The sequence below is a fragment of the Mangrovimonas aestuarii genome, from assembly GCF_028767185.1.
In the GTDB taxonomy this organism is placed as follows: Bacteria; Bacteroidota; Bacteroidia; order Flavobacteriales; family Flavobacteriaceae; genus Mangrovimonas_B; species Mangrovimonas_B aestuarii.
The window spans coordinates 102,992-127,368 of the sequence record NZ_JARACK010000005.1; the positions used below are offsets into that span (position 1 = coordinate 102,992).

Genomic DNA, 24,377 nt, shown 5'->3' on the forward strand with positions numbered 1-24,377 from the left:
GTTGTATTACAAAAAAATAAGTCCTAAAATATTCAAAAACAAAAAGAGGAATTTCACAGTAAACCCCACACCACATCTATTTAACAAAGCTTTAACCAAGAAGGAATAAACCATCCTCTATTTTTGGCGTCTCACTTGAAAAAAATTGCATGAACCTAAAACAACTAACTCTACTCGCTTTATTAATCTGTAGCTTATCTTCATGGGCACAGAAACAAGTCACGGTATCAGGAACCGTACTAGATAAAGAAACCAATCAACCTCTTGAATATGCTACCATAGCATTTTTCAATAAAAAAGAAAATAAAACTACCACAGGATCTATTACAGATGAAAATGGTAAGTTTAATATCAAGGTTCCAATGGGTCTCTACGATATTTCTGTGGAATATATATCTTTTAAAACATTAAAACTCCCTAATATTTCTCTTCAAAAGGATTATGAAATGGGAGCCGTTAAACTGGAAATAGACTTAGCGTCGCTTGATGAAGTTGAAATTGTTGCCGAAAGAACCACTGTAGACATCAGACTCGACAAGAAAATATATAACATTGGTAAAGACCTCACCACCCAAGGTGCTTCGGTAACAGACGCCTTGGCCAACGTACCTTCTGTGAATGTTGATGTGGAAGGAGCTATAAGTCTCCGAGGAAATGAAAACGTACGTATATTGATAAATGGAAAACCTTCCGCGATGGCTGGTTTTGGAGATACTAATTTATTACAACAAATTCCTGCAGAAGCTATTGAACGAATTGAAGTAATTACTAGTCCATCTGCTCGTTACGATGCTGAGGGTACCGCTGGAATACTTAATATTGTTCTAAAAAAAGAAAAAACTTTAGGGTTTAACGGATCAATATCCCTAAACACAGGAATTCCTGACAATCACTCTGCTACTGTAAACCTTAACCTTAGAACTGACAAATTCAATATTTTTAATACCACCGGATTATACTACAGAAAATTTTTAGGTAATGCTCACTTTGATAATCGATATTTTGGAGAAACTGTGACTGTTGACAGAACAATTGAAGATCGTGATTATGACAGGTTAAGGACTGGTATCAATACAAATTTTGGAATGGAATATTACCTAACTGAAAAATCTTCAATCACAGGAAGTATTTTTGGGCGTTGGGGAGACGATGAAGATATTACAACTAATAAAACTGAAGCTTATTTTGAGGATGAGTATTTAGGAGTAACTCCTAGAAACCAAACTGAAAAAGAAAAAGACAACAGTTATCAGACTTCTTTAAATTATATCAACAATTTCAACAATGAAGGCCATAAATTAACTGCAGACTTTCAGTTTTCATACGACTTAGAAGATAGACCAACTATAATTAGTTCCATTCCAAACGAACCCGGTTTTGAAAATCAAATCCTCCCAATCGAGAAAATTTTCGAAACAGAAAAGCAAACTGAATACCTTATTCAAGCCGATTATGTTCGCCCAATGGGAGATGCTCAATTTGAAGCTGGTTTTAGAGGAAACTACGAAAGAGAGGTTACCGATTACAATTTGGATACTTTAAACATTAACACAAACGAATATTTACCCTATACTGACCTCAATAATATATTTACCTATGATGAGAATATTACAGCCGTATATTCACAATACGGAAATAAAATCGGTAAATTCTCTTTCTTGTTAGGGTTAAGATTGGAAAATACAAACCTTAAAGGACAATTGGATTACAGTGATGATGCCGATTTTGCTATTGATGTTGTATCTGATTTTGACAAAAACTACTTAGGTCTTTTCCCTACTGCAAACTTGATTTACGAATTAGGTGAAGAAGAAAACATTTCATTAGGATATAATAGACGTATTAACCGTCCTCGTGGATGGTATATAAATCCTTTTCCTTCAAGGTCAAGTAACACCAATGTTTGGCAAGGAAATCCTAATCTAAACCCTGCTTATGCTAATGCTTTTGACTTAGGCTATTTAAAACAATGGAAAAAAATCACACTATCTACTTCAGTTTATTTTCAGCATGAAACCAATTCATTTGAAAGAATTCAAGAAGGAACTGGTGTGTTCAATGCCAATGATGTTGAAATTATTAGAACAATTCCTATAAACCTTTCGACAAACAACCGCTACGGTGGTGAGTTCAGCTTAATGTACAACCCTACAAAGAAATTAAGGTTTAATGGTAGCTTCAACTTATTTAGATCTGAAACCGACGGAGAATTTAACGGTGTGGATTATGGAGCTGAAAACACAAGTTGGTTTGGTAGATTCAGCTCTAAAGTAACGCTTCCCGCTTCTGTACAATGGCAGACTTCAGCATTCTACTCAGGCCCACAAAAAAATGCAATAACAGAATCTGAGGGAATATTCAGCATGAATATGGCGTTTAGTAAAGATATAATTAAAGACAAAGGAACCTTATCTTTAAATGTCAGCGATTTGTTTAACACACGAAAGAGACAATCCTATACTTTAACAGATGACTTTTCGTCTGATAGTGAATTCCAATGGAGACAACGTCAATTTACTCTATCATTTATATACCGCTTCAACCAGCCTAAAAATGGTAAGGGACGTCGTGATAGACAAAACAATGGAGGAGGTAACGGAGATGACATGGACTTCGGATAAAATTAAACCTTATTCCAACAAGTATAAAAAGGGAAACCGTTATTGGTTTCCGTTTTTATTTTTTAAAATTATTCCTTTAGAAATCCAATTGAATAATAAACTTATAAAACAAAAAAAGGAAGCTATAATAGCTTCCTTTTGTATATAATGAAATTTAGAATTAAGCCTGCTGACGCTTTGCTTTACGCTCTTCACGCATTTCCTTAAATCTTTCAATTAGTGCTCCACCTATCCAATAAGGAACAACAAAAGTTAACAAGAAAATCATTAACCAAAATCCGATGGTTAAAATGGTTAAAAACGCTAAAAATCCTAAATATTGATCAAATTCAAACATGATTGGTAATTGCTTTTATTACTGCCGTCAAAGATAATGCAATACTTTCTGTTATACAACACCTAAATTAAGATTTGTTAACAACTAGAATTTACGGTATTCCTTCTCCATCCTTACACTTTAAAAATAAACAGATTAACAAATCGTGAGTATTAAGGCTGATTAGAAAAACAATGAATATTTCATTTTAAAAAGGCTATCTAATGATTTTTTAAGACCCCTAAAAACATTAAATTTGCTCTCCTTTAAAAAAAACACTATATGGACTATAGAATAGAAAAAGACACTATGGGCGACGTTAAAGTTCCTGCAGATAAATTGTGGGGAGCTCAAACCGAACGTTCAAGAAATAACTTTAAAATAGGAGCTCCTGCTTCTATGCCTTTAGAAGTAGTTTACGGTTTTGCTTACTTAAAAAAGGCCGCTGCTTATACTAACTGTGAATTAGGTGTTTTACCAGTTGAAAAACGTGACTTAATTGCACAAGTTTGTGATGAAATTCTTGAAGGAAAGCACGACGACCAGTTTCCTTTGGTTATCTGGCAAACAGGTTCTGGAACACAAAGTAACATGAACGTTAACGAAGTGGTTGCCAACCGTGCTCATCAACTAGCCGGTAAAACCATAGGTGAAGGAGAAAAAACCATCCAACCTAACGACGATGTAAACAAATCGCAATCATCTAACGATACATTCCCTACAGGAATGCATATTGCTGCTTATAAAAAAGTAGTTGAAGTGACCATTCCAGGAGTAATGCAGCTTAGAGATAGATTACACAAAAAAGCTCAGGAATTTAAAGATGTAGTTAAAATTGGGCGTACACATTTGATGGACGCTACACCTTTAACTTTAGGTCAGGAATTTTCTGGTTATGTTTCTCAATTAGACCATGGTTTAAAAGCCTTGAAAAACACTTTACCTCATTTAAGTGAGTTGGCTCTTGGAGGTACTGCTGTAGGTACTGGATTGAACACACCTAACGGATACGACAAGCTTGTGGCTGAGTACATCGCTAAGTTTACAGAGCTACCATTTATTACTGCTGAAAATAAATTTGAGGCACTTGCTGCCCACGATGCTATTGTAGAAACTCACGGTGCATTAAAGCAATTGGCGGTAGCGCTTAACAAAATCGCTAACGATATCCGTATGATGGCTTCTGGTCCTCGTAGTGGTATTGGAGAGATTATTATTCCAGCCAACGAACCAGGTAGTTCTATTATGCCAGGAAAAGTAAACCCAACTCAATGTGAAGCGCTTACTATGGTATGTGCTCAAGTTATGGGTAACGATGTTGCTGTAACTGTTGGAGGAACTCAAGGTCACTACGAACTTAACGTGTTCAAGCCAATGATGGCCGCTAACCTGTTACAATCTGCTCAATTGATTGGTGACGCCTGTGTTAGTTTTGAAGAAAACTGTGCAATAGGAATCGAACCGAATCATGGAGTTATCAAACAATTATTGAACAACTCATTAATGTTGGTTACGGCTTTAAATACTAAAATTGGTTACTACAAAGCGGCAGAAATAGCAAATGCAGCTCACGAAAACGGAACAACCCTTAAAGAAGAAGCTATTCGATTGGGTTATGTAACAGCCGAACAATATGACGAGTGGGTAAAACCAGAAGATATGGTTGGCGGCTTGAAATAAGCGATTTAAAACTTACTTGATTATATATTTCAAAAAGCGCCATCTTGTTTAGTTGGCGCTTTTGTGTTGAATATTTAAACTTAAAACAATTTTATTTTGTCACTACTTATAACCAACATAAAACAGCTCATACAAATAAGGGAAAACAATGTAAGAGTACTTAGTGGAGAAGAAATGAAAACCCTTCCCTATATTGAAAATGCCTTCTTGCGAATTGAAAACGATACCATTGTAGATTATGGAAGGATGGAGGAGCTTACCAATCAATCGGCAAACGAAGTGATCGATGCATCTGGTAAAATAGTCCTGCCAACCTGGTGCGATTCCCATACACACATTGTTTATGCTGGAAACCGTGAACAGGAATTTGTAGATCGTATAAACGGATTATCGTATGAAGAGATAGCCAATCGTGGTGGTGGTATTTTGAATTCTGCTGAAAAACTTCAGAATACTTCAGAAGATGATTTATATGAGCAATCCATAGGACGAGTAAAAGCGGTTATGAAAATGGGAACAGGCGCTTTGGAGATAAAATCCGGGTACGGCCTTACCACTGAAGCCGAATTAAAAATGCTCCGTGTAATCAAACGAATAAAAGAGAATTTCAATATTCCTGTAAAAGCAACATTTTTAGGTGCCCATGCTGTTCCAAAGGAATTCAAAAATGACAAATCTGCATATATAAAGCACATCATTGAAGATATGCTACCTAAAGTAGCTGAAGAAAACCTTGCCAATTATATTGATGTGTTTTGCGAAAAAGGGTATTTCGACCTAGAAGATACAGCAGCTATCATGGAAGCTGGTGCTCAATATGGACTGATACCTAAAATTCACGTAAACCAATTTAATGCCTTCGGAGGAATTGCATTAGGGGTAAAGCATAATGCCTTATCTGTTGATCATTTGGAAGAATTGAACGCTAATGATATAGAAGCCTTAAAAGGAAGTAACACAATTTCAGTAGCTCTTCCCTCCTGCTCTTACTTTTTAAGCATTCCATACACACCAGGAAGACAACTTATAGATGCTGGATTACCTTTAGCATTAGCAACAGACTATAACCCAGGATCTACCCCTAGCGGAAACATGAATTTTGTAGTAAGCACCGCTTGTATAAAGATGAAGCTAACACCAGAGGAAGCAATTAACGCAGCTACCTTAAATGGAGCATATGCAATGGGACTTAGTGATACTTACGGAAGTATTACAAAAGGAAAAAAAGCAAATGTTATAATTACTAAAGAAATACCTAGTTACAACTTCTTACCTTATGCTTTTGGAGATAACCACTTAGAAAAAGTTATCATCAACGGTGAAATTATATAATATAAAAACCCCGTAAGTTTTATGCTTACGGGGTTTTAGTTGTGATAATTTATTCTTATTTAATCTATCAATTTGGCTTACTTCAATGTGAATTCGGAAGTTGATACCAAATGCTTTTCATTAAAAACGTTTACAATGTAACGTCCTTTCTCAAACTCTTCTGCCTGTGTAGTAACGAATTCACAAACATTGAGATTTGCATTCTCATAGTTAAACTTGCTAATGACACTATAATTTAAAGTCTCTTCATCAAAAGCAACCTGTTCATTAGCACCTAAAATATTATTCTTTGGATCAATAACTTGAACGTAGAGTTCCTGCTCACCAGCTTGAACCAAATTATTTTTTGCTACGGTAAAACATACACGGATCTTATCTGAACGACGTGCACGCTCTGTAGGCACCAATTTTCCAGACGATCTTTCAATAACGCCAAAACCTTTTAACCCAACTGTTCCTAAAACAGCTGCATTCTCCATGACTTCTGCCAAAGCTGTATTTTGTACCAATAATGAATCGTTAAACATTTTCTGGTTTTCAAGATTCATATTGGTACTATCCAAGGTAGCTGCCAAATATGAATTTTCTATTTTAAGAGTCTCGTTTTCATCTAGCAAAGCATTCATCTCTTTCTGTAACGAAATGTATTTTTGTTTATATTTCCATAAACTTTGAACGTTATTTTCGGAAATTTTCAAAGAATCTATAAGTCCTTGAATTCTTGATTGGGCCTCTTCAAGTTTCGCATTTTTTATTTCGTTATCATCATTTGCCTTCTTTAATTGATCATAAGAATTAGTTAAGTCTTTTAAAATCAATTCTTTTTCAGCAACTAATTTAGCTTCATTTTTCTTCTTTTCGTTATAAAGAGAAGTGGTATAAAAGGTCACTCCTAAAAATAAAGCCAAGGCTATACCTAAACCTACTTTTAAACCTGTGTTGCTTTTACTGTTTTCCATAATTACTAGTTTTAAATATTCCGTTTTTTAGAGATTGAGTTAATTATTAATTTTACATATAAATAGCTACATTTTAAAAATGTAACAGAACTAAATAATGTACTTTTAAACTAAAATTATTAAATAATAAATGGATAATCTTGTATTACTTACCAATAGCAACTTAAAAGCCTTAATCAACAAACGTCCCGGTGAAACTAAATTTGGGGAACAAGTAAAAACATTATCCAATGTCACAAATATATACGAACAACTTGTAGGTTTAGATGTCGACTATGTTATCGTAGGGTTGCCTGAAGATGTAGGCGTTTTCTCAAACCTCGGAAAAACAGGGACTTCGACTGCCTGGGAAGCATGTCTTAAAGTTTTGTTAAATATTCAAAATAATCATTTAACACATGCTGAAAAAGTTCTAATTCTCGGCCATATAAATTTTGAAAAATACCTTAAAAAAATTGGAGAACTTGACGCAAACAAGAAAAAAGATCTTCAAAAAGCCAGAAAACTTGTTGAAAAAATAGATAAACAGGTAAGTCACCTAATATATCAAATTGTAAAGGCTGGTAAAATTCCAATTATTGTTGGTGGAGGCCACAATAATTCTTATGGAAATATCAAAGGAGCATCATTAGCTCTAAATAGCCCAATTAATGCGATTAATTTTGATGCCCATACAGATTTTCGTGCTGAAGAAGGCCGCCATAGTGGAAATGGCTTCTCATATGCATATGCTGAAGGTTTTTTAAAGCAATACTTTATGTTTGGACTTCATGAAAACTATACCTCCCAGACCATTTTTAAAACATTAGACAAAGTCAAAGCCATTGCTTACAATACTTTTGAGGCTATCAAAGTACGTGAAGAACTAAAATTCAATTCAGAACTAAGCCGAGGTCTTGACCATGTATGTAATGCTCCCTTCGGCCTTGAACTAGATTGCGATGCTATTATTAATGTACCTAGCAGTGCTATGACTCCAAGTGGATTTAGCTCAACCAAGGCTAGACAGTTTGTCCATTTTATGGGCAAACATCCAAACGTAAAATACTTTCATATTTGTGAAGCAGCCCCAACATTAGATACTTCAAGCCAAGTTGGCAAACTCATAACATATTTAATAACCGATTTTATCAGAGCTCATGAAAATTAAAATTTTACCTTATAAAAGTGATTTTGCCCAGGATTTTTACGATTTGAACATTGAATGGCTAGAAAGCTATTTTCATGTAGAACCATTTGATAAAGAAATTTTAAGCCATCCTGATAAACATATTATTAGTAAAGGCGGTCACATTTTTTTTGCCGAGTATAACGGAGAAATTGTTGGAACGGTTGCTTTAATGCCAACCAATAAAATTGGAATTCTTGAGCTTACAAAAATGGCGGTAGCTCCAAAGCATCGTGGACTAAACATAGGTCAACAATTAATGCAGTATTCTATAGATTTTTCAAGAGATAAAGGATACAGTTCTCTTTTACTATATTCAAATACCAAACTAAAAAATGCCATATACATTTATCGTAAATACGGGTTCGTTGAAGAACCAATCGAAACTCATTCACCATATGTAAGAGGTAACATTAAAATGAGGTTGAGTTTAAAATAGCTTTTTGTAAATCACTAACTTAGTATATCATCAAATAAAAATTTATCATGAGACGACTACTAAGTTTTATTATCATTTCTTCCATAATTTGTTTTAGCTGCAAACAAAATAAAAACTCCTTAGGTAAACTTGAGGACAAATCCACTAATAATTATGTAATAGCTCAAGATTCTGATTTAAAAATTTTTCCAATTAACCATGCCACTATGGTTTTAGAGAAAGGAGACGATGTTATTTACATAGATCCTGTAGGTGGAACCGAAGCCTTTTCAGGACAGAAACGTCCAACATTAGTATTGATAACTGACATACATGGTGATCATTATGATTTAGAGACACTTAAAGCCTTAAGCCTCGAAAATATTCCAATAATGGTGCCACAAGCAGTTGCTGATCTTATACCTTCAAATTTTTCAGAAAACATTATAGTCATGAATAATGATGATATTAAAAAGATTCATGACAAATTTGAAATTACTGCAATACCAATGTACAACTTAAGAGAAGAAGCTTTAAAGTTTCATTCTAAAGGTCGTGGTAATGGCTATTTGATTCACTTGAAAGGACAAAACATATACATTTCTGGAGATACCGAAGATATTCCTGAAATGCGCCGACTAAAAGATGTAGACATTGCTTTTGTTTGTATGAACCTACCCTATACAATGACGGTCAATTCGGCTGCAGATGCTGTATTGGAATTTAAACCAAAAGTTGTTTACCCATATCATTACAGAGGAGCTGATGGTTTAAGTGATGTTAATACATTTAGAGATATTGTCAATAATAACAATAAAGACATCAAAGTTTTTCTATTAGACTGGTATTCAAAAAAATAATACAGTTTTTTCTTGCATAACAATTGCGAAACTGTATCTTTAAATTGTTATTAACATTTAAAATCCCCCCAAATGCTAACTGTTAAACCCCATCCTGCTGTGAAGGATATTGATGCCATCACCACAATGCTTATCATTTCAATAGTCTTTTTATTAATCTTGCTTATTTCGGGAGCTATTAAAACATACAAGCTCAAAGTAGAAAACAATCGTATAAGTAATTTACACTCTCTGGATGGCTTTGAAAAAGAAAAACACCCAGATTTAGGAAGCAACCACATGTATGAGAAAAAATCATAAAAAATGCCGGGTAAATTTCCCGGCATTTTTTTTAACTCTATCGAACAAGCTTTTTATACTTAATTCGTTTAGGCATTAAATCACCTCCCAAACGCTTTTTCTTGTTTTCTTCATAATCACTAAAACTACCTTCAAAGAAATATACTTGCGAATCTCCTTCAAAAGCTAGAATATGGGTACAAATCCTATCTAGGAACCAACGGTCGTGAGAAATAACAACAGCACATCCAGCAAAGTTTTCCAAACCTTCTTCCAAAGCTCTCAATGTATTTACATCAAGATCATTTGTTGGCTCATCCAAAAGTAAAACGTTCCCCTCTTCCTTAAGTGTCATAGCTAAGTGTAAACGGTTACGCTCACCACCAGACAACAAATTAACCTTTTTGTTCTGTTCACTTCCAGAAAAATTAAAACGACTTAAATAAGCACGTGAATTTACCTGGCGTCCACCCATCATAATTAACTCCTGCTCATCACTGAAGTTTTGCCAAATGGTTTTTTCTGGATCTATATTAGAATGTGATTGATCTACATAAGCAATCTTGGCCGTCTCTCCTACTTTAAATTCTCCTTTATCTGGATTTTCCTCTCCCATAATCATTCTGAAAATAGTGGTCTTACCTGCTCCGTTAGGCCCAATAACACCAACAATTCCAGCTTGAGGTAGTTTAAAATTCAAATCCTCATAAAGCAACTTGTCATCATAAGCTTTGCTTACACCTACAGCTTCAATAACATTTGTTCCCAAACGAGGTCCATTAGGGATATAGATTTCCAGGTTTTCGTCGAGTTGTTTTTGATCTTGGCTCATTAATTTATCGTAATTGTTCAAACGGGCTTTTTGTTTTGCCTGACGTCCTTTTGGTGCCATTCTTACCCATTCCAACTCACGCTCTAATGTCTTTTGTCTCTTGCTCGCTTGCTTTTGCTCTAAAGCCATACGTTTAGACTTTTGATCTAACCAAGATGAGTAATTTCCTTTCCACGGAATACCTTCACCTCTATCCAACTCTAATATCCAACCCGCTACATTATCCAAAAAATAACGGTCGTGGGTTACAGCAATTACAGTTCCTTTATATTGTGCTAAGTGATGCTCTAACCAATGTACCGACTCGGCATCTAAGTGGTTTGTAGGTTCATCCAACAATAACACGTCTGGTTCCTGAAGCAATAAACGACACAATGCTACACGACGACGCTCACCACCTGAGAGAACACCAATCTTCTTATCTGGATCTGGAGTTCTTAAAGCATCCATAGCAATTTCAAGTTTGGTATCTAATTCCCAAGCATTACTAGCGTCAATTTTATCTTGAAGTACGGCCTGACGATCCATTAACTTCTGCATTTTATCTGGATCTGAATAAACTTCTTCAAGACCAAACATATCGTTTATTTTGTTGTATTCATCAAGAATAGCTACTGTTTCTGCTGCACCTTCCTTAACAACTTCCAGCACGGTCTTATTGTCATCCAGTTTTGGTTCCTGTTCAAGATACCCAACAGTATAATCTTGAGAAAATACTACATCACCTTGATAGTTTTTATCAACACCTGCGATGATTTTCAATAATGTGGATTTACCTGAACCATTAAGTCCCAAAATCCCAATCTTAGCTCCATAGAAGAAGCTCAAATAAATGTTTTTAAGAACTGGAGTATTAGCACCTTGAAAGGTTTTTGTTACTCCAGACATTGAAAAAATAACTTTCTTGTCGTCGCTCATTATACACGTCCTTTTAATGCGTTAAACACCCATGCATTTGCAAAGAAGCCAATACCAACTGCTCCAAATCCCCAACCGGCAACATCATCATACACAAAAGCTCCCAAAGCAATTAAACCGATACCTGATAATATCATAATGAATGTGGCCCATGCCAGTACTGTATTCTTGTTCATTGCCATAACACTGTTTCTTTTACCTACTTAGTTTATTGAATTTCAATAGGTTTAAGTGGTTTTATTTCCTTTTTTATATTGAAGCACAAATATCGAACATTTATATAAAAAAAGCACCACAAAGGTGCTTTTATGTTTAATTAGTCATTATCAGTATTTTGCTATAAAATTAGCATAGGAACTTCAATGAACAATATTTGTGAATCCCCTTTAGCTTGAATATTAAAACTCTCTGCATCCCAAACTCCAATGGCATCTCGTTTTTTTAAATCCTGGTTGTCAACAGTAATATTCCCATCAATGACCATAACATAAACGCCATGATTTTTCGATTTGATTTGATAATCATAATCGCTGTCTTTACTTAAATTGATTCTAGATAAAATGGCATCCTGATGAATCCTCAAACTCCCGTTATGGCCATCATCCATACTACTCACCAAAACCTGTAATTGGTTATCTCTTTCATTGATTTCAAATGCTTTCTGATCATATCTTGGCTCAACACCTTGCTTATCTGGGATAATCCAGATTTGAAATAGCTTTAAACTCTCATCACGAGATCCATTGATTTCCGAATGATAAACTCCTGTTCCAGCTGACATGACCTGCACTTCTCCTGGCTTTACCTCTTGCCAAGCATTATGCATACTATCTCTATGTTTTAATACTCCTTGCAATGGTACAGTGATTATTTCCATATTTTCATGAGGATGTTCCCCAAACCCCATATTTGGAGCAATCGTATCATCATTCAATACACGTAATGCTCCAAAGTGTATCTTTGATGGATTAAAATAGCCCGCAAAACTAAACGAATGGTTGGCCTTAAGCCAGCCATGATCTGCATGACCTCTGTCTTCTGCTTTATGTATAATGGTTTTCATTTAAATCTAATTTTTAAAATTTCTAATCTTGTCTAGTAAGACACTTAATATTTCGGCTTCCTTTTCAGAAATCCCATTTATACTTTCTTCTAATTGATCAATATCTATTTCCTTTAACAACTCCTTTCCTTTAGATGTAATTTCAACGTACACAACCCTTCTATCATCCTCACAGCGCTCCCTAACTATTAATCCTTTATCACAAAGCTTGTCCATTAAACGAGTGGCATTTGGCGAGCGCTCTATCATCCTTTCCTTTACAGTTTGAACTTTTAAACGATTCCCTGCCCCTCTTAAAATCCTTAAAATGTTATACTGTTGAGGTGAAATATTATAAGGCTTGAAAAACTCTGTTTCTATATTTTCAAGCCAAGAGACTGTATACTTTAAATTAATGAATGCTTCAACATACTTGTTCCTAAAACTTGTGTTTAACTCCTCGTCTATTCGCTTCATGGCATAAATTTTAGTTTATATAAGTCGATCCCTGTACTCCGGCTTCTTATTAAAAGCTGCTTTAGTAAAAGGGCAAAGTGGGATTGCTTTAATATTGTTTTCCCTCATATAATCCACTAAAAATTCTAGAAGCTGATAACCCACTCCTTGGCCTCGAATTTCATCTCCTACTTCGGTATGCTCTATTATTATCTTTTCGGGTCCAGAAATAGAATAAACCATCTCTGCTAATAGTTCTTTATTTCGTTCTATAAACACAGCTCCCTTCTTCCCATATTGCTTATGCTTAATTTCCATAACTATATAGCCTCTTTAAATGTTTCAATTGATATCTTTAATGCAGTGTTTAATTCTTTATCAATAATTTTACCTCCTTTAAAATTCTCATTAAAAGAGGGAAGACAAAATTCTGCAACTATATTACCTCCCATATACGGGAATCGGTTTTTAGCTATTTGCAACACACTGGCCCCGCCTCGGCGTCCGGGAGAGGTTGCCATCAAGAGCATAGGAATTTCATTCCATAATTTACCATCGATACGAGACATCCAGTCAAAAATGTTTTTAAACGCAGTAGTATATGCTCCATTGTGCTCTGCTAGCGACAGAATAATTCCATCTGCGCTTTGTATTTCTTTGAGAAAACGATAAGCATTATCTGGAATTCCTTTTTCATTTTGAAGATCAACACCAAAAAGGGGCAATTCATAGTCGTTAAGATCCAGTAGTTTTACCTGTCCTATGTTTACAAATTGGCCTGCATAGTTTACCAACTGTTTATTGATTGAATTTTTGCTAATGCTTCCTGCAAAAGAGACTATACTTTTCATAATCAAAACCTTATGTTATCTTCAAAAATAACACAAATAAATTTATTTTCCAAGGAAAATAAATCCATGAAAATTAATTCGTATGAAATTTCCTTTTAACTTGGTGGGAAAATATTATTTTAGCACTTTATTAACATAATAAACTAAACTAAACTAAATGAAAAAACATCTACGCTTTATTAGTCTTGCACTAATAGTGCCCATTATGTTGACCAGTTGTGCAACTATCCTTAATGGTAAACAACAAAAGGTTAGAATTCACACTCACTCCAGTGACTCAAAAGTTTTTGTTAATGGTGAAGAAGCCGGAACAGGAAAAACGGTTACAACTAAATTGCCAAGGGATGGTAGAGTTCAACAAGTGAAAATTGAACGTGAGGGGTATAAAGACATTTATGAGATATATCACCAAACAAATATATCTCCACTTCACTATCTTAGTTGGGGCTTTGTAATCATGTACTACATTCCTGCGTTGGATGCAGCATCATCGAAAACACGTGATTACAAAAGGGATTTGTATGTAAAGAAAAAAGACCAAAGTATCACCAATCGTGGAGAAAACGAAAAATACGTTTATGTAAAACACACTGCTTTTGACGTTGATGAAGAAGACTTCAAATTCAACTTAGTTAAAAAGAAGCATTTCAAAAAGAAGAAAACCAAGAAGTATAAGGAAATAGAGACTAATGATGAAAAAATAGAATTTGATAATTCAATTTTTACCAGCACTTTAAACGACATATTGGTAAAATATCATTATACAGACACGACTGGTACGATTTTAAAGAAACGTGGTAACTCTAAGTATATCAACGCTACTATTGAGAAGATTGAATTCAAAAAAATCTATGACAGATTGGGTAAGTTCACTCCAAGATATCTAATGTCCGATGTAACCATTAAATGGGAGTTGACTGATATTTACGAACAAGTACAATATGAAAAATCCGTAAAAGGAACTTCTGGTGATTTTAAATTTACGGAAGATGTTGCTTTAAGCTGTCTTAACGATGCAATTACCGCTTCGTTTTTAGATTTTATTGATGATAAAAAAGTTAGAGATCTATTGGACAAAGGTAATGATGAGGAAATTAAATTTGAATACATAGCTCTTACAAAAGGAAAAGCTCCTAAAACAATAGAGGAAGCTATGGGATCGAGCGTAACCATTAAAACAGATTTAGGACACGGAAGTGGGCTTGCTGTAAGTACTGATGGATATATAGTTACAAACCTTCACGTTGTTGCCAATGCTGAGAAGGTTGAAGTTATTACTAATCAAGGAGAGACTTTAAAAGCTACTGTTGTTAGACAAAATGGAGATAAAGACTTAGCCCTTTTAAAGATTGAACACAACTTTAATAACACGTTTACCTTAACTTCTGAAAAAAATTATTCAATTGGTCAGGAGATTTACGCTATCGGAACTCCTAAATCTATAGAGTTAGGTCAATCGTTAAGTAGAGGTATTATCTCTGGAATTAGAACAAACGAAGGAGAAAACTATATCCAAACAGATGCTAGTGTTAATGGTGGAAACAGTGGTGGACCATTAATTGGAAAATCTGGTGAACTTATTGGTGTTGTTAATGCTAAACTTCAAGGATTTGGAGTTGAAGGTATTGGATTTGTAATTCCTGCTTGGGAAATAGAAAAAGCACTATTCCTAAAATAAGAATATAAGTTTCAATAATAAAAAAAGGACGGATAATTCCGTCCTTTTTTTATTTAACTACTCTCGTTTTTTTATAAGTTTTACCTCCTACCCACTTAAGCTCTATAAAAGAACCCTTGTCTAATTTTTATAAACTTTCGTACATTAGCGGCTATCAAAAAAAACAGCTATGGATATCAACTTCAACAAAAACGAAGACTACAACAAACTCCTACTTTCAGATTTAAAAAAACGCCTAGCCGAGGTTAAACTTGGGGGTGGAAAAAAGCGAATTGAAAAATTGCACAGTAAGGGTAAAATGACAGCACGTGAACGGATTGCCTACTTACTTGATGATGACAGTAAGAGTATAGAAATTGGAGCATTTGCAGGCGAAGAGATGTATCAAGAACATGGTGGGTGCCCTTCTGGAGGTGTAGTAGTTAAGATTGGACATATTCAAGGAAAACAATGTATTGTTGTTGCCAACGATGCCACCGTAAAGGCTGGCGCTTGGTTCCCGATTACAGGTAAAAAGAATCTACGGGCACAAGAAATTGCAATGGAAAACCGCTTACCTATTATTTACTTAGTAGATAGTGCTGGGGTTTATTTACCTATGCAGGACGAAATATTTCCAGATAAGGAGCACTTTGGTCGTATCTTCAGAAATAATGCTGTGATGAGTAGTAAGGGTATTACACAAATTGCAGCTGTTATGGGGAGCTGTGTAGCAGGTGGGGCATATTTACCTATTATGAGTGATGAGGCATTAATTGTTGACAAAACTGGAAGTATTTTCCTTGCTGGTAGTTATTTGGTAAAAGCTGCTATTGGCGAAACAATAGATAACGAAACTTTGGGTGGGGCCACAACACATTGTGAAATTTCTGGGGTGACAGATTACAAATCCAAGGACGATAAAGATGCTCTGGATACCATTAAAAATATAGTAGGTAAAATAGGTGATTTTGAAAAAGCTGGTTACAATAGAATAGATTCTGCCAAACCAATAGATAACCCTGAAGACATTTACGGCATTTTACCTAAGAGTCGAGCTGATCAATACGATATGTACGAAATCATAAAACGTTTGGTAGACAACAGTGAATTTGATGAATACAAAGCTGGATATGGTCAAACCCTAATAACCTGTTACGCTCGAATTGATGGATGGGCTGTGGGCATTATAGCCAACCAACGTAAAATAGTAAAAAATAAAAAGGGAGAAATGCAATTTGGAGGCGTTATCTATAGTGATTCTGCCGATAAGGCCACACGCTTTATTGCCAATTGCAACCAGAAGAAAATACCTTTGATTTTTCTTCAAGATGTAACGGGATTTATGGTGGGTAGTAAAAGTGAACATGGTGGAATTATTAAGGATGGAGCCAAAATGGTTAATGCTGTAAGCAATTCTGTAGTTCCTAAATTTACTATTGTAGTGGGTAACAGTTATGGCGCTGGAAACTACGCTATGTGTGGAAAAGCCTACGACCCGAGACTTATTGCTGCATGGCCAAGTGCAGAGCTTGCAGTAATGAGCGGTAATAGTGCTGCCAAAGTGTTATTGCAAATTGAAACTGCAGCCCTTAAAGCTAAAGGGGAAACCATTACTGAAGAAAAAGAAACCGAATTATTCAATAAAATTAAATCACGCTACGACCACCAAGTATCTCCATATTACGCTGCGGCAAGATTATGGACAGATGGTATTATTGACCCATTATCAACAAGAAAATGGATTTCAATGGGGATAGAAGCTGCCAACCATGCCCCAATTGAAAAACCATTTAATCTAGGTGTATTACAGGTATAATTTGTCATGCTAAGCATTTTTTTGTACCTTAAAGTATTAAAAATCAATACTATTATGGGAACAATCAAAACGCTTAACAAATGGGCCAACGCCCATACCTATGTACCATTAGACCTTTTGCGTATTGCTTTGGGAATATTTTTGTTCATCAAAGGTATTAGTTTTATGGCTAATAGCCAGATATTGATTGACCTTATAAAACCGCTCCAAAACTGGACAGGTAGTATGATGGCCATTCATTATGTAGCTCCTGCTCACTTTATTGGTGGATTACTTATTACTTTTGGATTGCTTACCAGATGGGCTGTAATTGCACAACTACCAATTTTACTTGGAGCCATTATAGTTAATTTGGTTGGAGAAATGAACACAGGTAACTTTCTTATGGCACTATCAGTTTTTGCCATATGTATTTTCTTTTTGGTCTATGGTTCTGGTAAACACTCCGCAGATTATTATTTGAAGATGCAACAATAAATTAAAAAGAGCGGCTTGGCCGCTCTTTTTAATTTAAAGATTAATGGAAAATGCTTTTACAACTTCAAAGAAGCCATGTCTATTACAAAACGATACTTGACATCTGATTTTACAACACGATCATAAGCCTCATTAATATCCTGCATGTTAATCAATTCTGTATCGGGTAAAATATTATGTTTACCACAGAAGTCAAGCATTTCTTGGGTTTCTTTTATACCTCCTATTAAAGATCCGGCAATTCGTTTTCTTCCCAAGATTAATCCACCTCCATGAAAAGGATTAAGCGGTTCTACAGCTCCTACTAATACCATTGAAGCATCTCGCTTTAATAGAGCTATATATGGATCCATATCATGTGCTACAGGTATTGTGTTAAGAATAAAATCAAACGTGCCTTTATGCTCTTGTAACTCTTCCTCATTTTTAGAAATAAGTACTTCGTGTGCTCCTAAATCCTTTGCGTCTTTAGCTTTTTTGGGAGAAGTAGTTATCATAACAACGTGAGCTCCTAATGCATTGGCAAACTTAACCCCCATGTGCCCAAGACCTCCAAGACCAACAACACCTACCTTATCCCCTTTTTTAACATTCCAATGTTGCAATGGTGACCAAGTGGTAATCCCTGCACATAATAGTGGGGCTACCATTTTTTCATCAAGGTTTTCCGGAATATTTAAAACAAAAGCTTCATCAACCACAATTAAAGTTGAATATCCTCCATAGGTTCGTGTCCCTAAGTGTTTATCTTCACTATTATAAGTAAAGGTTGCTCCATTTTCACAAAACTGTTCAAGGTGATCTTCGCAAGAATCACAATTACGGCAAGAATCAACCATACATCCTACACCAACTAAATCGCCTGCCTTAAATTTACTTACATCATTACCAGTTGCTACCACTCGGCCAATAATTTCATGTCCAGGAACTACTGGATATACAGATCCTTTCCAGTCGTTCCTTGCTGTATGTATATCGCTATGGCATACACCACAATAAGTAATTTCAATCTTTACGTCATTTGGGCCAACTTCTCTACGAATAATATCTAAGGGCTTTAAGTCTGTATCAGCACTTATAGCACCATAGGCTTTTACTTGCTCACTCATTTGCTTTTATTTAATGGTATTCTATGTTAAAAATAGCCTAATAAAGTTACAAGAAAAGTATGTTACTTTTGTTAAGTTTTCAACAAAAAAAAAGAGCTAGTGTAATCCAGCTCTTTTTTTATAGTTAGTTTATAATGCATGTTTAATAGCCAGCTTCCTTATCCTCTTTTTCTTTCATTTTTTCTTTCTTGTAAGCAACAAACTCGTTTACAGTAATACGTCCATCATTATCACCATCTGCTTCATCAAAATGTTGACTCCAATAGTCTGCATGATCTCCAGCTGCCAATTCAGCCTTGTCTAAAGCTCCATCGGCATTAACATCCAATGATTTGAACTTGTCTTCCAAAGAAGCTACGTCTGCTTTCATCTTATCTTGTGCAAAAGCTCCTGCACAAAAAAGAAAAGCTGCTACTAACATTGTTGTTTTAAAAACATTTGAATTCATAATCTAAAAAGTTTTTAAGGTTAATTTAAATTTTCACCATTTTTAATGGTTATTAAATATACGAGCAGCCATGAGGCTTAGACTTTGACTTAACAAGGGATTAACAACTCATTAATAGTCATTTACCCCTAACCGTTGTAGTAGTAATTAATTAATATAACGTAGTTAACTACAGTAAATTCAAACATGGTTGGTCATTGAAAGTTATATAATTGTATATGCACGTTATAACCCTTTATATCCTAAACAAGATTTCTCACACACAAACATCAACTTTTTTTAAGCCTTGAAAACATTGAATATTAATCATTGTAATATCTATCTTTCATTTATATTAACTCAAAAAGACTTAAGCCAATTGTATCTCAAAATTTCTTTATTTTGCACCCTTGTAATAAATCAAACAACCACTTATCCCCATGAAAGTTTGCATTGCCGAAAAGCCTAGTGTGGCCCGCGAAATTGCCATAGTCCTTGGAGCGAATACCAAGCGTGATGGTTATTTTGAAGGTAATGGCTATGCTGTCACATATACTTTTGGGCATTTATGTAGTTTATTTGAACCTAAGGATTATAAACCATATTGGAAAAGTTGGGATTTAAATAACCTCCCAATGCTACCAGATAAATTTCAGACCAAGGTGGTAAATGATTCTGGAATAAAAAAACAATTCAACATTGTAAAAAAATTGTTTGAACAAGCCGAAGTGGTCATAAACTGTGGCGATGCCGGTCAAGAAGGAGAACTTATTCAACGATGGGTTATCAATCAAGCTGGATATACTGGTAAAATTGAACGTTTATGGATATCGTCGTTAACTACTGAAGCCATTAAAGAAGGCTTTGACAATCTACGTCCTTCAGCTAATTATGATAACCTTTTTTATGCTGGATTTTCCCGAGCGATAGGTGATTGGTTATTAGGTATTAATGCTACAAGGCTTTATACCGTAAAACATGGTGGATACAAACAGGTTTTATCCATAGGTCGTGTTCAAACTCCAACACTAGCTATGGTTGTTGAACGCTACAAAGAAATTGAAAACTTTAAGCCACAACCCTACTGGGAACTACAAACCATTTACCGTGACACGCGTTTTAGTTATGAGGATGGACGATTCTTTAAAAAAGAAGATGGTGAAATTCTAGCAAATACGGTTAAGGAGCATCCTTTTGAAATTGTTTCGATTAGTAAGAAAAAAGGGAAAGAATATGCACCAAAGTTATTTGATCTGACAGGCTTGCAGGTTCATTGTAATAATAAATTTGGTTACTCCGCAGATGAAACCTTAAAAATCGTTCAACGATTGTATGAGCAGAAAGCGGTTACCTACCCTCGTGTAGATACTACTTTTCTTCCTTCGGACATATACCCTAAAGTACCAGGTATACTGGGCCAATTAACACCTTATAGAGAATTGACATTACCTTTGTTGGATAAGAAAATTAAAAAGTCTTCGAAAGTATTCAATGATAAAAAGGTGACTGATCACCATGCCATTATCCCAACTGGCATTCAAATTAATATGCCCGAAAACCACCGTTTGGTTTACGATAGCATTGTTAGGCGGTTCATAGCCGTTTTTTATGACGATTGTGAAGTTTCCAATACCACAGTATTAGGGCAAGCTGGAGAAGTCCCTTTTAAAACTACCGGTAAGGAAATATTAAAACCAGGATGGCGTATCGTATTTCAAACAGAAAATAAAGATAAAAACGAAGGTAATATCCTCCCATCTTTTACTAAAGGTGAAAGCGGTCCCCATGAACCTGCTTTTTTAGAAAAAGAAACCAAACCACCTAGACAATTTACAGAAGCATCTCTCTTGCGTGCTATGGAAACTGCAGGTAAACAAGTGGATGACGATGATATGCGGGAACTCATGAAAGAAAATGGTATTGGTAGACCATCAACGCGAGCAAGCATTATCGAGACACTTTTTAAGCGTAAATACATAATAAGAAACAAAAAACAAATCCTCCCTACCCCTACGGGAATTCAACTGATTGATACGATTCAAAATGAACTTTTGAAATCTGCAGAACTCACGGGTCGTTGGGAAAAACAATTAAAGGATATTGAAAAAGGAGAATGCCATGCGGCTACTTTCATAAACAATATGAAGCGCATGGTAGACCGATTGGTTTATGAAGTTCGAAGTGAAACGGTAAAAGCCAATATTAGTTACGCGAACCATTCCCCTAAAAAAAACACAACGCAAAATAAAACTAACACAAAAAAAACAGAAGGCATAGATAAACAAACCTGTCCTAAATGTGAAGAAGGCTCTTTACTTAAAGGTAAATCGGCTTATGGGTGTAGTGCTTTTAGAAGTGGGTGTGATTTTGTGCTTCCATTTAAATTCAAGAATAAGAAAATATCCGAAAAACAATTAATCAGACTTCTTGAAAAAGGCAGCACTGTTACTCTAAAAGGGTTTAATACCGATTCCGGTAAAATTGATGGTTCAATACATTTCGATGAAAAATTCAATTTGATTCTGAAACAAAAATCGGAAAGTGTGAAAACAAAACCTTCTTCCAAAGAAAATCAATCAACCAACGATCAATTAACCTGTCCTAAATGCAAGAAAGGAATAGTTGTTAAAGGAAAAACTGCATACGGATGTAGTGCGTATAAAGATGGTTGCAATTTTATGGTTAGCTTTGACCAAATCAGACAACAAGCTAACGGAGAAGTCCTTACCAAAGATTTGGTATACGAAATATTAAAATCTGGTCACCCCTAATGTCTCATCTCTTTAAACTTTACAAGCCTTACGGTTATCTCAGTCAGTTTGTAAATAATCAAAACAAAAGACGTAATAAAAAACTTTTGGGAGAGCTTTATGATTTTCCCAATGGCACTATGGCCATTGGACGATTGGACGAAAAATCGGAAGGCTTATTATTACTTACTACTGATGGTAAAATGAGCGAACATATACGAAGCTCGAAAGTAGAAAAGGAATATTATGTAATGGTTGACGGCATCATCACAGAAGACGTGATTAATCAACTCTGCCGAGGAGTAAATATAGGGATTAACGGAAAAAACTACACCACCAAACCATGCAAAGCTCAATTGATTGAAGGCCATCCCAAACAGATTCCTGAAAGATTTGTTAGAGATGAAAAACATGGCCCTACCTCTTGGTTAAGTATTATATTAACTGAAGGTAAGTTTCATCAGGTAAGGAAAATGACCGCTGCAGTTGGATTTCCCACTTTGCGGTTGGTAAGAGTACGTATTGGTGAATTTCATTTTGACGATTTAGAAGTTGGTGGCGTAAAATCTATTGATTTACAGGTTTAAATCTTATTTTTTAACTAACCGTCAAATAGCTTACAGCCTATAATTACTAAAAAACATAAGATTTTAAAAGAGACAACAACTGCCCAAAAATAAACTACTCTTTAACGACAATTACCGTAGCTTTCACTCCAGTAGATAAATTCCATCTATTGGCTGAAATAACATTTCCATTATCGTCTATTACTTGAAACTCTGCTGTATTTGGACCAGATTCTCCCTGGTTTAATGCTAAGAAATCAATTTTATTAAAACCACTTTTAAGATCTAGCTTGAAACCTCTAAAATCAGGCATAAGTAAAACATTAGGATGTATAATCTCATCATTGACCAACACTTGAATCCTATCACCATCTGGATACTCATGATCACGATAAACAATATTAACAAATACTGAACGACTTCTTACATCTCCGAAATATTGATTGGTAGTACTACCCATAGCTCCACGCTCTACTTCTTCTGACTTAGGCAAATGATTTTTTAGGCGTTTCATATATTGTTCACCTGGATCAGCAAACTTTTCACTATACATGGAAAATGATTCCTTATTTGTATTTAAATTACTGTTGTTAGGTACTGATAGTCCGTTAACTGTTCCCTTATTGACATTACTGAGCCCCTTATTTTCTATAGGCTTAATATCGATAGAAGGGCTATTGTCTGGATCGTTTGTATCTTCTGCAGGAATAACAATCGTGGCTTCTTGACTATCAATTTGAGCCCATACATTACCTGCAAAAGTAAGCATGACAACAACTAGCAATAAAGTTCTCATAGGGTTATACATATAGTTCTTTTTTTGAATGCTGCAAATAGTATACCTAATTGATTATAGTATTCAAATTAATCAATTTTACACAAATAATCATAATCACGAAGTTGTAATTTTTTGTAAAAATATAAAGAGATGAAAATTTCAGAAAATAGAGTAGTTATATATGATTGACTAACTTTATATAACTAAATCAACTACAGTATCTAGGGAGTCATTAACATTAATAAAATATTATGAATGTATTTTTTTACGGTTTATTTATGGATGTGGATACTTTGGCAAAAAAAGGAATAAACCCTTCTAATCCGAGAAAAGGATATTTAAAAGATTACACATTGAAAATTGGAAATAAAGCTTCATTAATTAAGTGTGATAATGGGAGAGCTTATGGTATTATGATGGAAATGGATAATGAAGAGGTTATAAAATTATATTCTGAAAAAAGTGTTTCGAATTATAAACCTGAAATAGTAGAAATTATCACTGACTCAAATGAACATATTATGGCAACTTGTTATATTCTTTCTGCAGACCTACTTACGGGGACAAATCAGTTATATGCAAAATTACTCCATGAATTAGCCAAAAAACTAAATTTTCCAAATGAATACTTAGATCAAATAACTAAGCACTATTAAAAATAGGATAGACAATAATGTTTTAAATACTATTAATTTTTTCTAGACTTTGCAACCTTCAAAAAAAATTATTTTTTTTTATACCACACTACCACATATAGCAATTTTTCACCAAAACCCTCTAGTCTTCTACATTCTTAGCCAATACAATATTTTATCTAAAACGTTAAAATCTGTTAAACTACTATTATGTTATACACAGTACTGTAACAATCTTGAAACTTGCTCGTCTATACAGTACAATTCAATCAATAAAACATCATATTATGAGAACTTTAAACAGCAATCAGTTATCCAGTAAGTTTACGCATTCAAAAGGCGAATCATGGAACAGTAAACGTCGTTACCACTAATACCGACAAAAAAGACTTACTTCAATTAATCATCAATCAATAAAACATAGAAA

General features: G+C 34.8%; 24 protein-coding genes. 13 read left to right on the forward strand and 11 right to left on the reverse strand.

Annotated features, from left to right (window positions below; translation table 11 throughout):
* The first annotated feature begins 149 nt into the window (after positions 1 to 149).
* Complete coding sequence (locus PWU04_RS07990; RefSeq protein WP_274475487.1) at positions 150 to 2,621, forward strand: TonB-dependent receptor domain-containing protein; 2,472 nt, start codon at positions 150 to 152, stop codon at positions 2,619 to 2,621.
* A gap of 160 nt (positions 2,622 to 2,781) precedes the next feature.
* Here PWU04_RS07990 and PWU04_RS07995 read toward each other — a convergent pair whose 3' ends face one another.
* Positions 2,782 to 2,958: a hypothetical protein gene (locus PWU04_RS07995; RefSeq protein WP_274475488.1), complete on the reverse strand. Its 177-nt coding sequence runs from the start codon at positions 2,956 to 2,958 to the stop codon at positions 2,782 to 2,784.
* 261 nt (positions 2,959 to 3,219) lie between these two features.
* Here PWU04_RS07995 and fumC point away from each other — a divergent pair, with 261 nt between their 5' ends.
* Positions 3,220 to 4,617, forward strand: a complete 1,398-nt coding sequence (gene fumC / locus PWU04_RS08000; protein WP_274475489.1) for a class II fumarate hydratase — start codon at positions 3,220 to 3,222, stop codon at positions 4,615 to 4,617.
* A gap of 96 nt (positions 4,618 to 4,713) precedes the next feature.
* The gene (gene hutI, locus PWU04_RS08005) at positions 4,714 to 5,949 is read left to right on the forward strand and encodes an imidazolonepropionase (protein WP_274475490.1); all 1,236 of its coding nucleotides are present in this window, start codon (positions 4,714 to 4,716) and stop codon (positions 5,947 to 5,949) included.
* Between the two features lie 77 nt (positions 5,950 to 6,026).
* Here the strand turns inward: hutI and PWU04_RS08010 are convergent, their stop codons facing one another.
* Complete coding sequence (locus tag PWU04_RS08010) at positions 6,027 to 6,908, reverse strand: chromosome partitioning protein ParA (RefSeq protein ID WP_274475491.1); 882 nt, start codon at positions 6,906 to 6,908, stop codon at positions 6,027 to 6,029.
* A 130-nt stretch (positions 6,909 to 7,038) separates the two neighbouring features.
* Here PWU04_RS08010 and PWU04_RS08015 point away from each other — a divergent pair, with 130 nt between their 5' ends.
* From PWU04_RS08015 to PWU04_RS08030, 4 genes are all read left to right on the forward strand, one after another.
* Positions 7,039 to 8,058: a formimidoylglutamase gene (locus tag PWU04_RS08015; protein ID WP_274475492.1), complete on the forward strand. Its 1,020-nt coding sequence runs from the start codon at positions 7,039 to 7,041 to the stop codon at positions 8,056 to 8,058.
* A complete protein-coding gene (locus PWU04_RS08020; protein ID WP_274475494.1) occupies positions 8,048 to 8,515 on the forward strand; it encodes a GNAT family N-acetyltransferase in 468 nt (155 codons plus the stop codon). Before PWU04_RS08015 ends, PWU04_RS08020 begins: the two co-directional genes overlap by 11 nt.
* A 47-nt stretch (positions 8,516 to 8,562) precedes the next feature.
* A complete protein-coding gene (locus PWU04_RS08025; protein WP_274475495.1) occupies positions 8,563 to 9,354 on the forward strand; it encodes an MBL fold metallo-hydrolase in 792 nt (263 codons plus the stop codon).
* 72 nt (positions 9,355 to 9,426) lie between these two features.
* Positions 9,427 to 9,654 (forward strand): hypothetical protein, encoded by a 228-nt coding sequence (locus PWU04_RS08030; protein ID WP_274475497.1) that lies wholly within the window; start codon positions 9,427 to 9,429, stop codon positions 9,652 to 9,654.
* A 37-nt stretch (positions 9,655 to 9,691) separates the two neighbouring features.
* Here PWU04_RS08030 and ettA read toward each other — a convergent pair whose 3' ends face one another.
* The 6 genes from ettA to PWU04_RS08060 all read right to left on the reverse strand — a co-directional run bounded on the left by ettA (position 9,692) and on the right by PWU04_RS08060 (position 13,732).
* On the reverse strand, positions 9,692 to 11,383 hold the full coding sequence (ettA, locus tag PWU04_RS08035; RefSeq protein ID WP_274475498.1) for an energy-dependent translational throttle protein EttA: 1,692 nt from the start codon (positions 11,381 to 11,383) through the stop codon (positions 9,692 to 9,694).
* Positions 11,383 to 11,565, reverse strand: coding sequence for a CAL67264 family membrane protein (locus tag PWU04_RS08040; RefSeq protein ID WP_274475499.1), 183 nt, complete (start codon positions 11,563 to 11,565; stop codon positions 11,383 to 11,385). Before PWU04_RS08040 ends, ettA begins: the two co-directional genes overlap by 1 nt.
* 155 nt (positions 11,566 to 11,720) lie before the next feature.
* Entirely contained in the window at positions 11,721 to 12,446 is a 726-nt protein-coding gene (locus tag PWU04_RS08045; protein ID WP_274475500.1) for a pirin family protein, read from the reverse strand.
* A 6-nt stretch (positions 12,447 to 12,452) separates the two neighbouring features.
* Positions 12,453 to 12,902 carry a MarR family winged helix-turn-helix transcriptional regulator gene (locus tag PWU04_RS08050; RefSeq protein WP_274475501.1) on the reverse strand — a complete coding sequence of 150 codons (450 nt, stop codon included), beginning with the start codon at positions 12,900 to 12,902 and terminating at the stop codon, positions 12,453 to 12,455.
* Between the two features lie 15 nt (positions 12,903 to 12,917).
* A complete protein-coding gene (locus tag PWU04_RS08055) occupies positions 12,918 to 13,199 on the reverse strand; it encodes a GNAT family N-acetyltransferase (protein ID WP_274475502.1) in 282 nt (93 codons plus the stop codon).
* A 2-nt stretch (positions 13,200 to 13,201) separates the two neighbouring features.
* Positions 13,202 to 13,732 (reverse strand): NADPH-dependent FMN reductase, encoded by a 531-nt coding sequence (locus tag PWU04_RS08060; protein WP_274475503.1) that lies wholly within the window; start codon positions 13,730 to 13,732, stop codon positions 13,202 to 13,204.
* A gap of 157 nt (positions 13,733 to 13,889) precedes the next feature.
* Here PWU04_RS08060 and PWU04_RS08065 point away from each other — a divergent pair, with 157 nt between their 5' ends.
* The 3 genes from PWU04_RS08065 (at position 13,890) to PWU04_RS08075 (ending at position 17,685) form a co-directional block, all read left to right on the forward strand.
* Entirely contained in the window at positions 13,890 to 15,410 is a 1,521-nt protein-coding gene (locus PWU04_RS08065; protein WP_274475504.1) for a S1C family serine protease, read from the forward strand.
* Between the two features lie 169 nt (positions 15,411 to 15,579).
* Positions 15,580 to 17,208, forward strand: coding sequence for an acyl-CoA carboxylase subunit beta (locus PWU04_RS08070; RefSeq protein WP_274475505.1), 1,629 nt, complete (start codon positions 15,580 to 15,582; stop codon positions 17,206 to 17,208).
* 54 nt (positions 17,209 to 17,262) lie between these two features.
* Positions 17,263 to 17,685 carry a DoxX family protein gene (locus PWU04_RS08075; RefSeq protein ID WP_274475506.1) on the forward strand — a complete coding sequence of 141 codons (423 nt, stop codon included), beginning with the start codon at positions 17,263 to 17,265 and terminating at the stop codon, positions 17,683 to 17,685.
* Between the two features lie 56 nt (positions 17,686 to 17,741).
* On the opposite strand, the gene PWU04_RS08080 is transcribed toward PWU04_RS08075, so the two are convergent.
* Together PWU04_RS08080 and PWU04_RS08085 are read right to left on the reverse strand one after the other, a co-directional pair.
* Positions 17,742 to 18,794: an NAD(P)-dependent alcohol dehydrogenase gene (locus tag PWU04_RS08080; RefSeq protein WP_274475507.1), complete on the reverse strand. Its 1,053-nt coding sequence runs from the start codon at positions 18,792 to 18,794 to the stop codon at positions 17,742 to 17,744.
* Positions 18,795 to 18,936: 142 nt separating this feature from the next.
* Positions 18,937 to 19,242 (reverse strand): EF-hand domain-containing protein, encoded by a 306-nt coding sequence (locus PWU04_RS08085; RefSeq protein ID WP_274475508.1) that lies wholly within the window; start codon positions 19,240 to 19,242, stop codon positions 18,937 to 18,939.
* A 419-nt stretch (positions 19,243 to 19,661) separates the two neighbouring features.
* Here PWU04_RS08085 and PWU04_RS08090 point away from each other — a divergent pair, with 419 nt between their 5' ends.
* Together PWU04_RS08090 and PWU04_RS08095 are read left to right on the forward strand one after the other, a co-directional pair.
* Entirely contained in the window at positions 19,662 to 21,992 is a 2,331-nt protein-coding gene (locus PWU04_RS08090; RefSeq protein WP_274475509.1) for a type IA DNA topoisomerase, read from the forward strand.
* On the forward strand, positions 21,992 to 22,558 hold the full coding sequence (locus tag PWU04_RS08095; protein WP_274475510.1) for a pseudouridine synthase: 567 nt from the start codon (positions 21,992 to 21,994) through the stop codon (positions 22,556 to 22,558). Before PWU04_RS08090 ends, PWU04_RS08095 begins: the two co-directional genes overlap by 1 nt.
* A 94-nt stretch (positions 22,559 to 22,652) precedes the next feature.
* Here the strand turns inward: PWU04_RS08095 and PWU04_RS08100 are convergent, their stop codons facing one another.
* Positions 22,653 to 23,333, reverse strand: a complete 681-nt coding sequence (locus tag PWU04_RS08100) for a hypothetical protein (RefSeq protein ID WP_274475512.1) — start codon at positions 23,331 to 23,333, stop codon at positions 22,653 to 22,655.
* A 233-nt stretch (positions 23,334 to 23,566) separates the two neighbouring features.
* On the opposite strand from PWU04_RS08100, the gene PWU04_RS08105 reads away from it, so the two are divergent.
* Complete coding sequence (locus PWU04_RS08105; protein ID WP_274475513.1) at positions 23,567 to 23,971, forward strand: gamma-glutamylcyclotransferase family protein; 405 nt, start codon at positions 23,567 to 23,569, stop codon at positions 23,969 to 23,971.
* Positions 23,972 to 24,377 lie beyond the last annotated feature (406 nt).

What these genes read in the sequence shown, in the direction of transcription:
- PWU04_RS07990 (WP_274475487.1), top strand. Translation starts at nt 150, where the DNA reads ATGAACCTAAAACAACTAACTCTACTCGCTTTATTAATCTGTAGCTTA.
- PWU04_RS08090 (WP_274475509.1), top strand. Translation starts at nt 19,662, where the DNA reads ATGAAAGTTTGCATTGCCGAAAAGCCTAGTGTGGCCCGCGAAATTGCC.
- PWU04_RS08045 (WP_274475500.1), bottom strand. Translation starts at nt 12,446, where the DNA reads ATGAAAACCATTATACATAAAGCAGAAGACAGAGGTCATGCAGATCAT.
- fumC (WP_274475489.1), top strand. Translation starts at nt 3,220, where the DNA reads ATGGACTATAGAATAGAAAAAGACACTATGGGCGACGTTAAAGTTCCT.
- PWU04_RS08020 (WP_274475494.1), top strand. Translation starts at nt 8,048, where the DNA reads ATGAAAATTAAAATTTTACCTTATAAAAGTGATTTTGCCCAGGATTTT.
- PWU04_RS08075 (WP_274475506.1), top strand. Translation starts at nt 17,263, where the DNA reads ATGGGAACAATCAAAACGCTTAACAAATGGGCCAACGCCCATACCTAT.
- PWU04_RS08025 (WP_274475495.1), top strand. Translation starts at nt 8,563, where the DNA reads ATGAGACGACTACTAAGTTTTATTATCATTTCTTCCATAATTTGTTTT.
- PWU04_RS08065 (WP_274475504.1), top strand. Translation starts at nt 13,890, where the DNA reads ATGAAAAAACATCTACGCTTTATTAGTCTTGCACTAATAGTGCCCATT.
- PWU04_RS08095 (WP_274475510.1), top strand. Translation starts at nt 21,992, where the DNA reads ATGTCTCATCTCTTTAAACTTTACAAGCCTTACGGTTATCTCAGTCAG.
- PWU04_RS08050 (WP_274475501.1), bottom strand. Translation starts at nt 12,902, where the DNA reads ATGAAGCGAATAGACGAGGAGTTAAACACAAGTTTTAGGAACAAGTAT.
- PWU04_RS08085 (WP_274475508.1), bottom strand. Translation starts at nt 19,242, where the DNA reads ATGAATTCAAATGTTTTTAAAACAACAATGTTAGTAGCAGCTTTTCTT.
- PWU04_RS08055 (WP_274475502.1), bottom strand. Translation starts at nt 13,199, where the DNA reads ATGGAAATTAAGCATAAGCAATATGGGAAGAAGGGAGCTGTGTTTATA.
- PWU04_RS08070 (WP_274475505.1), top strand. Translation starts at nt 15,580, where the DNA reads ATGGATATCAACTTCAACAAAAACGAAGACTACAACAAACTCCTACTT.
- PWU04_RS08030 (WP_274475497.1), top strand. Translation starts at nt 9,427, where the DNA reads ATGCTAACTGTTAAACCCCATCCTGCTGTGAAGGATATTGATGCCATC.
- PWU04_RS08080 (WP_274475507.1), bottom strand. Translation starts at nt 18,794, where the DNA reads ATGAGTGAGCAAGTAAAAGCCTATGGTGCTATAAGTGCTGATACAGAC.
- PWU04_RS08105 (WP_274475513.1), top strand. Translation starts at nt 23,567, where the DNA reads ATGAATGTATTTTTTTACGGTTTATTTATGGATGTGGATACTTTGGCA.
- PWU04_RS08060 (WP_274475503.1), bottom strand. Translation starts at nt 13,732, where the DNA reads ATGAAAAGTATAGTCTCTTTTGCAGGAAGCATTAGCAAAAATTCAATC.
- PWU04_RS08040 (WP_274475499.1), bottom strand. Translation starts at nt 11,565, where the DNA reads ATGGCAATGAACAAGAATACAGTACTGGCATGGGCCACATTCATTATG.
- PWU04_RS08015 (WP_274475492.1), top strand. Translation starts at nt 7,039, where the DNA reads ATGGATAATCTTGTATTACTTACCAATAGCAACTTAAAAGCCTTAATC.
- PWU04_RS08010 (WP_274475491.1), bottom strand. Translation starts at nt 6,908, where the DNA reads ATGGAAAACAGTAAAAGCAACACAGGTTTAAAAGTAGGTTTAGGTATA.
- PWU04_RS07995 (WP_274475488.1), bottom strand. Translation starts at nt 2,958, where the DNA reads ATGTTTGAATTTGATCAATATTTAGGATTTTTAGCGTTTTTAACCATT.
- ettA (WP_274475498.1), bottom strand. Translation starts at nt 11,383, where the DNA reads ATGAGCGACGACAAGAAAGTTATTTTTTCAATGTCTGGAGTAACAAAA.
- PWU04_RS08100 (WP_274475512.1), bottom strand. Translation starts at nt 23,333, where the DNA reads ATGAGAACTTTATTGCTAGTTGTTGTCATGCTTACTTTTGCAGGTAAT.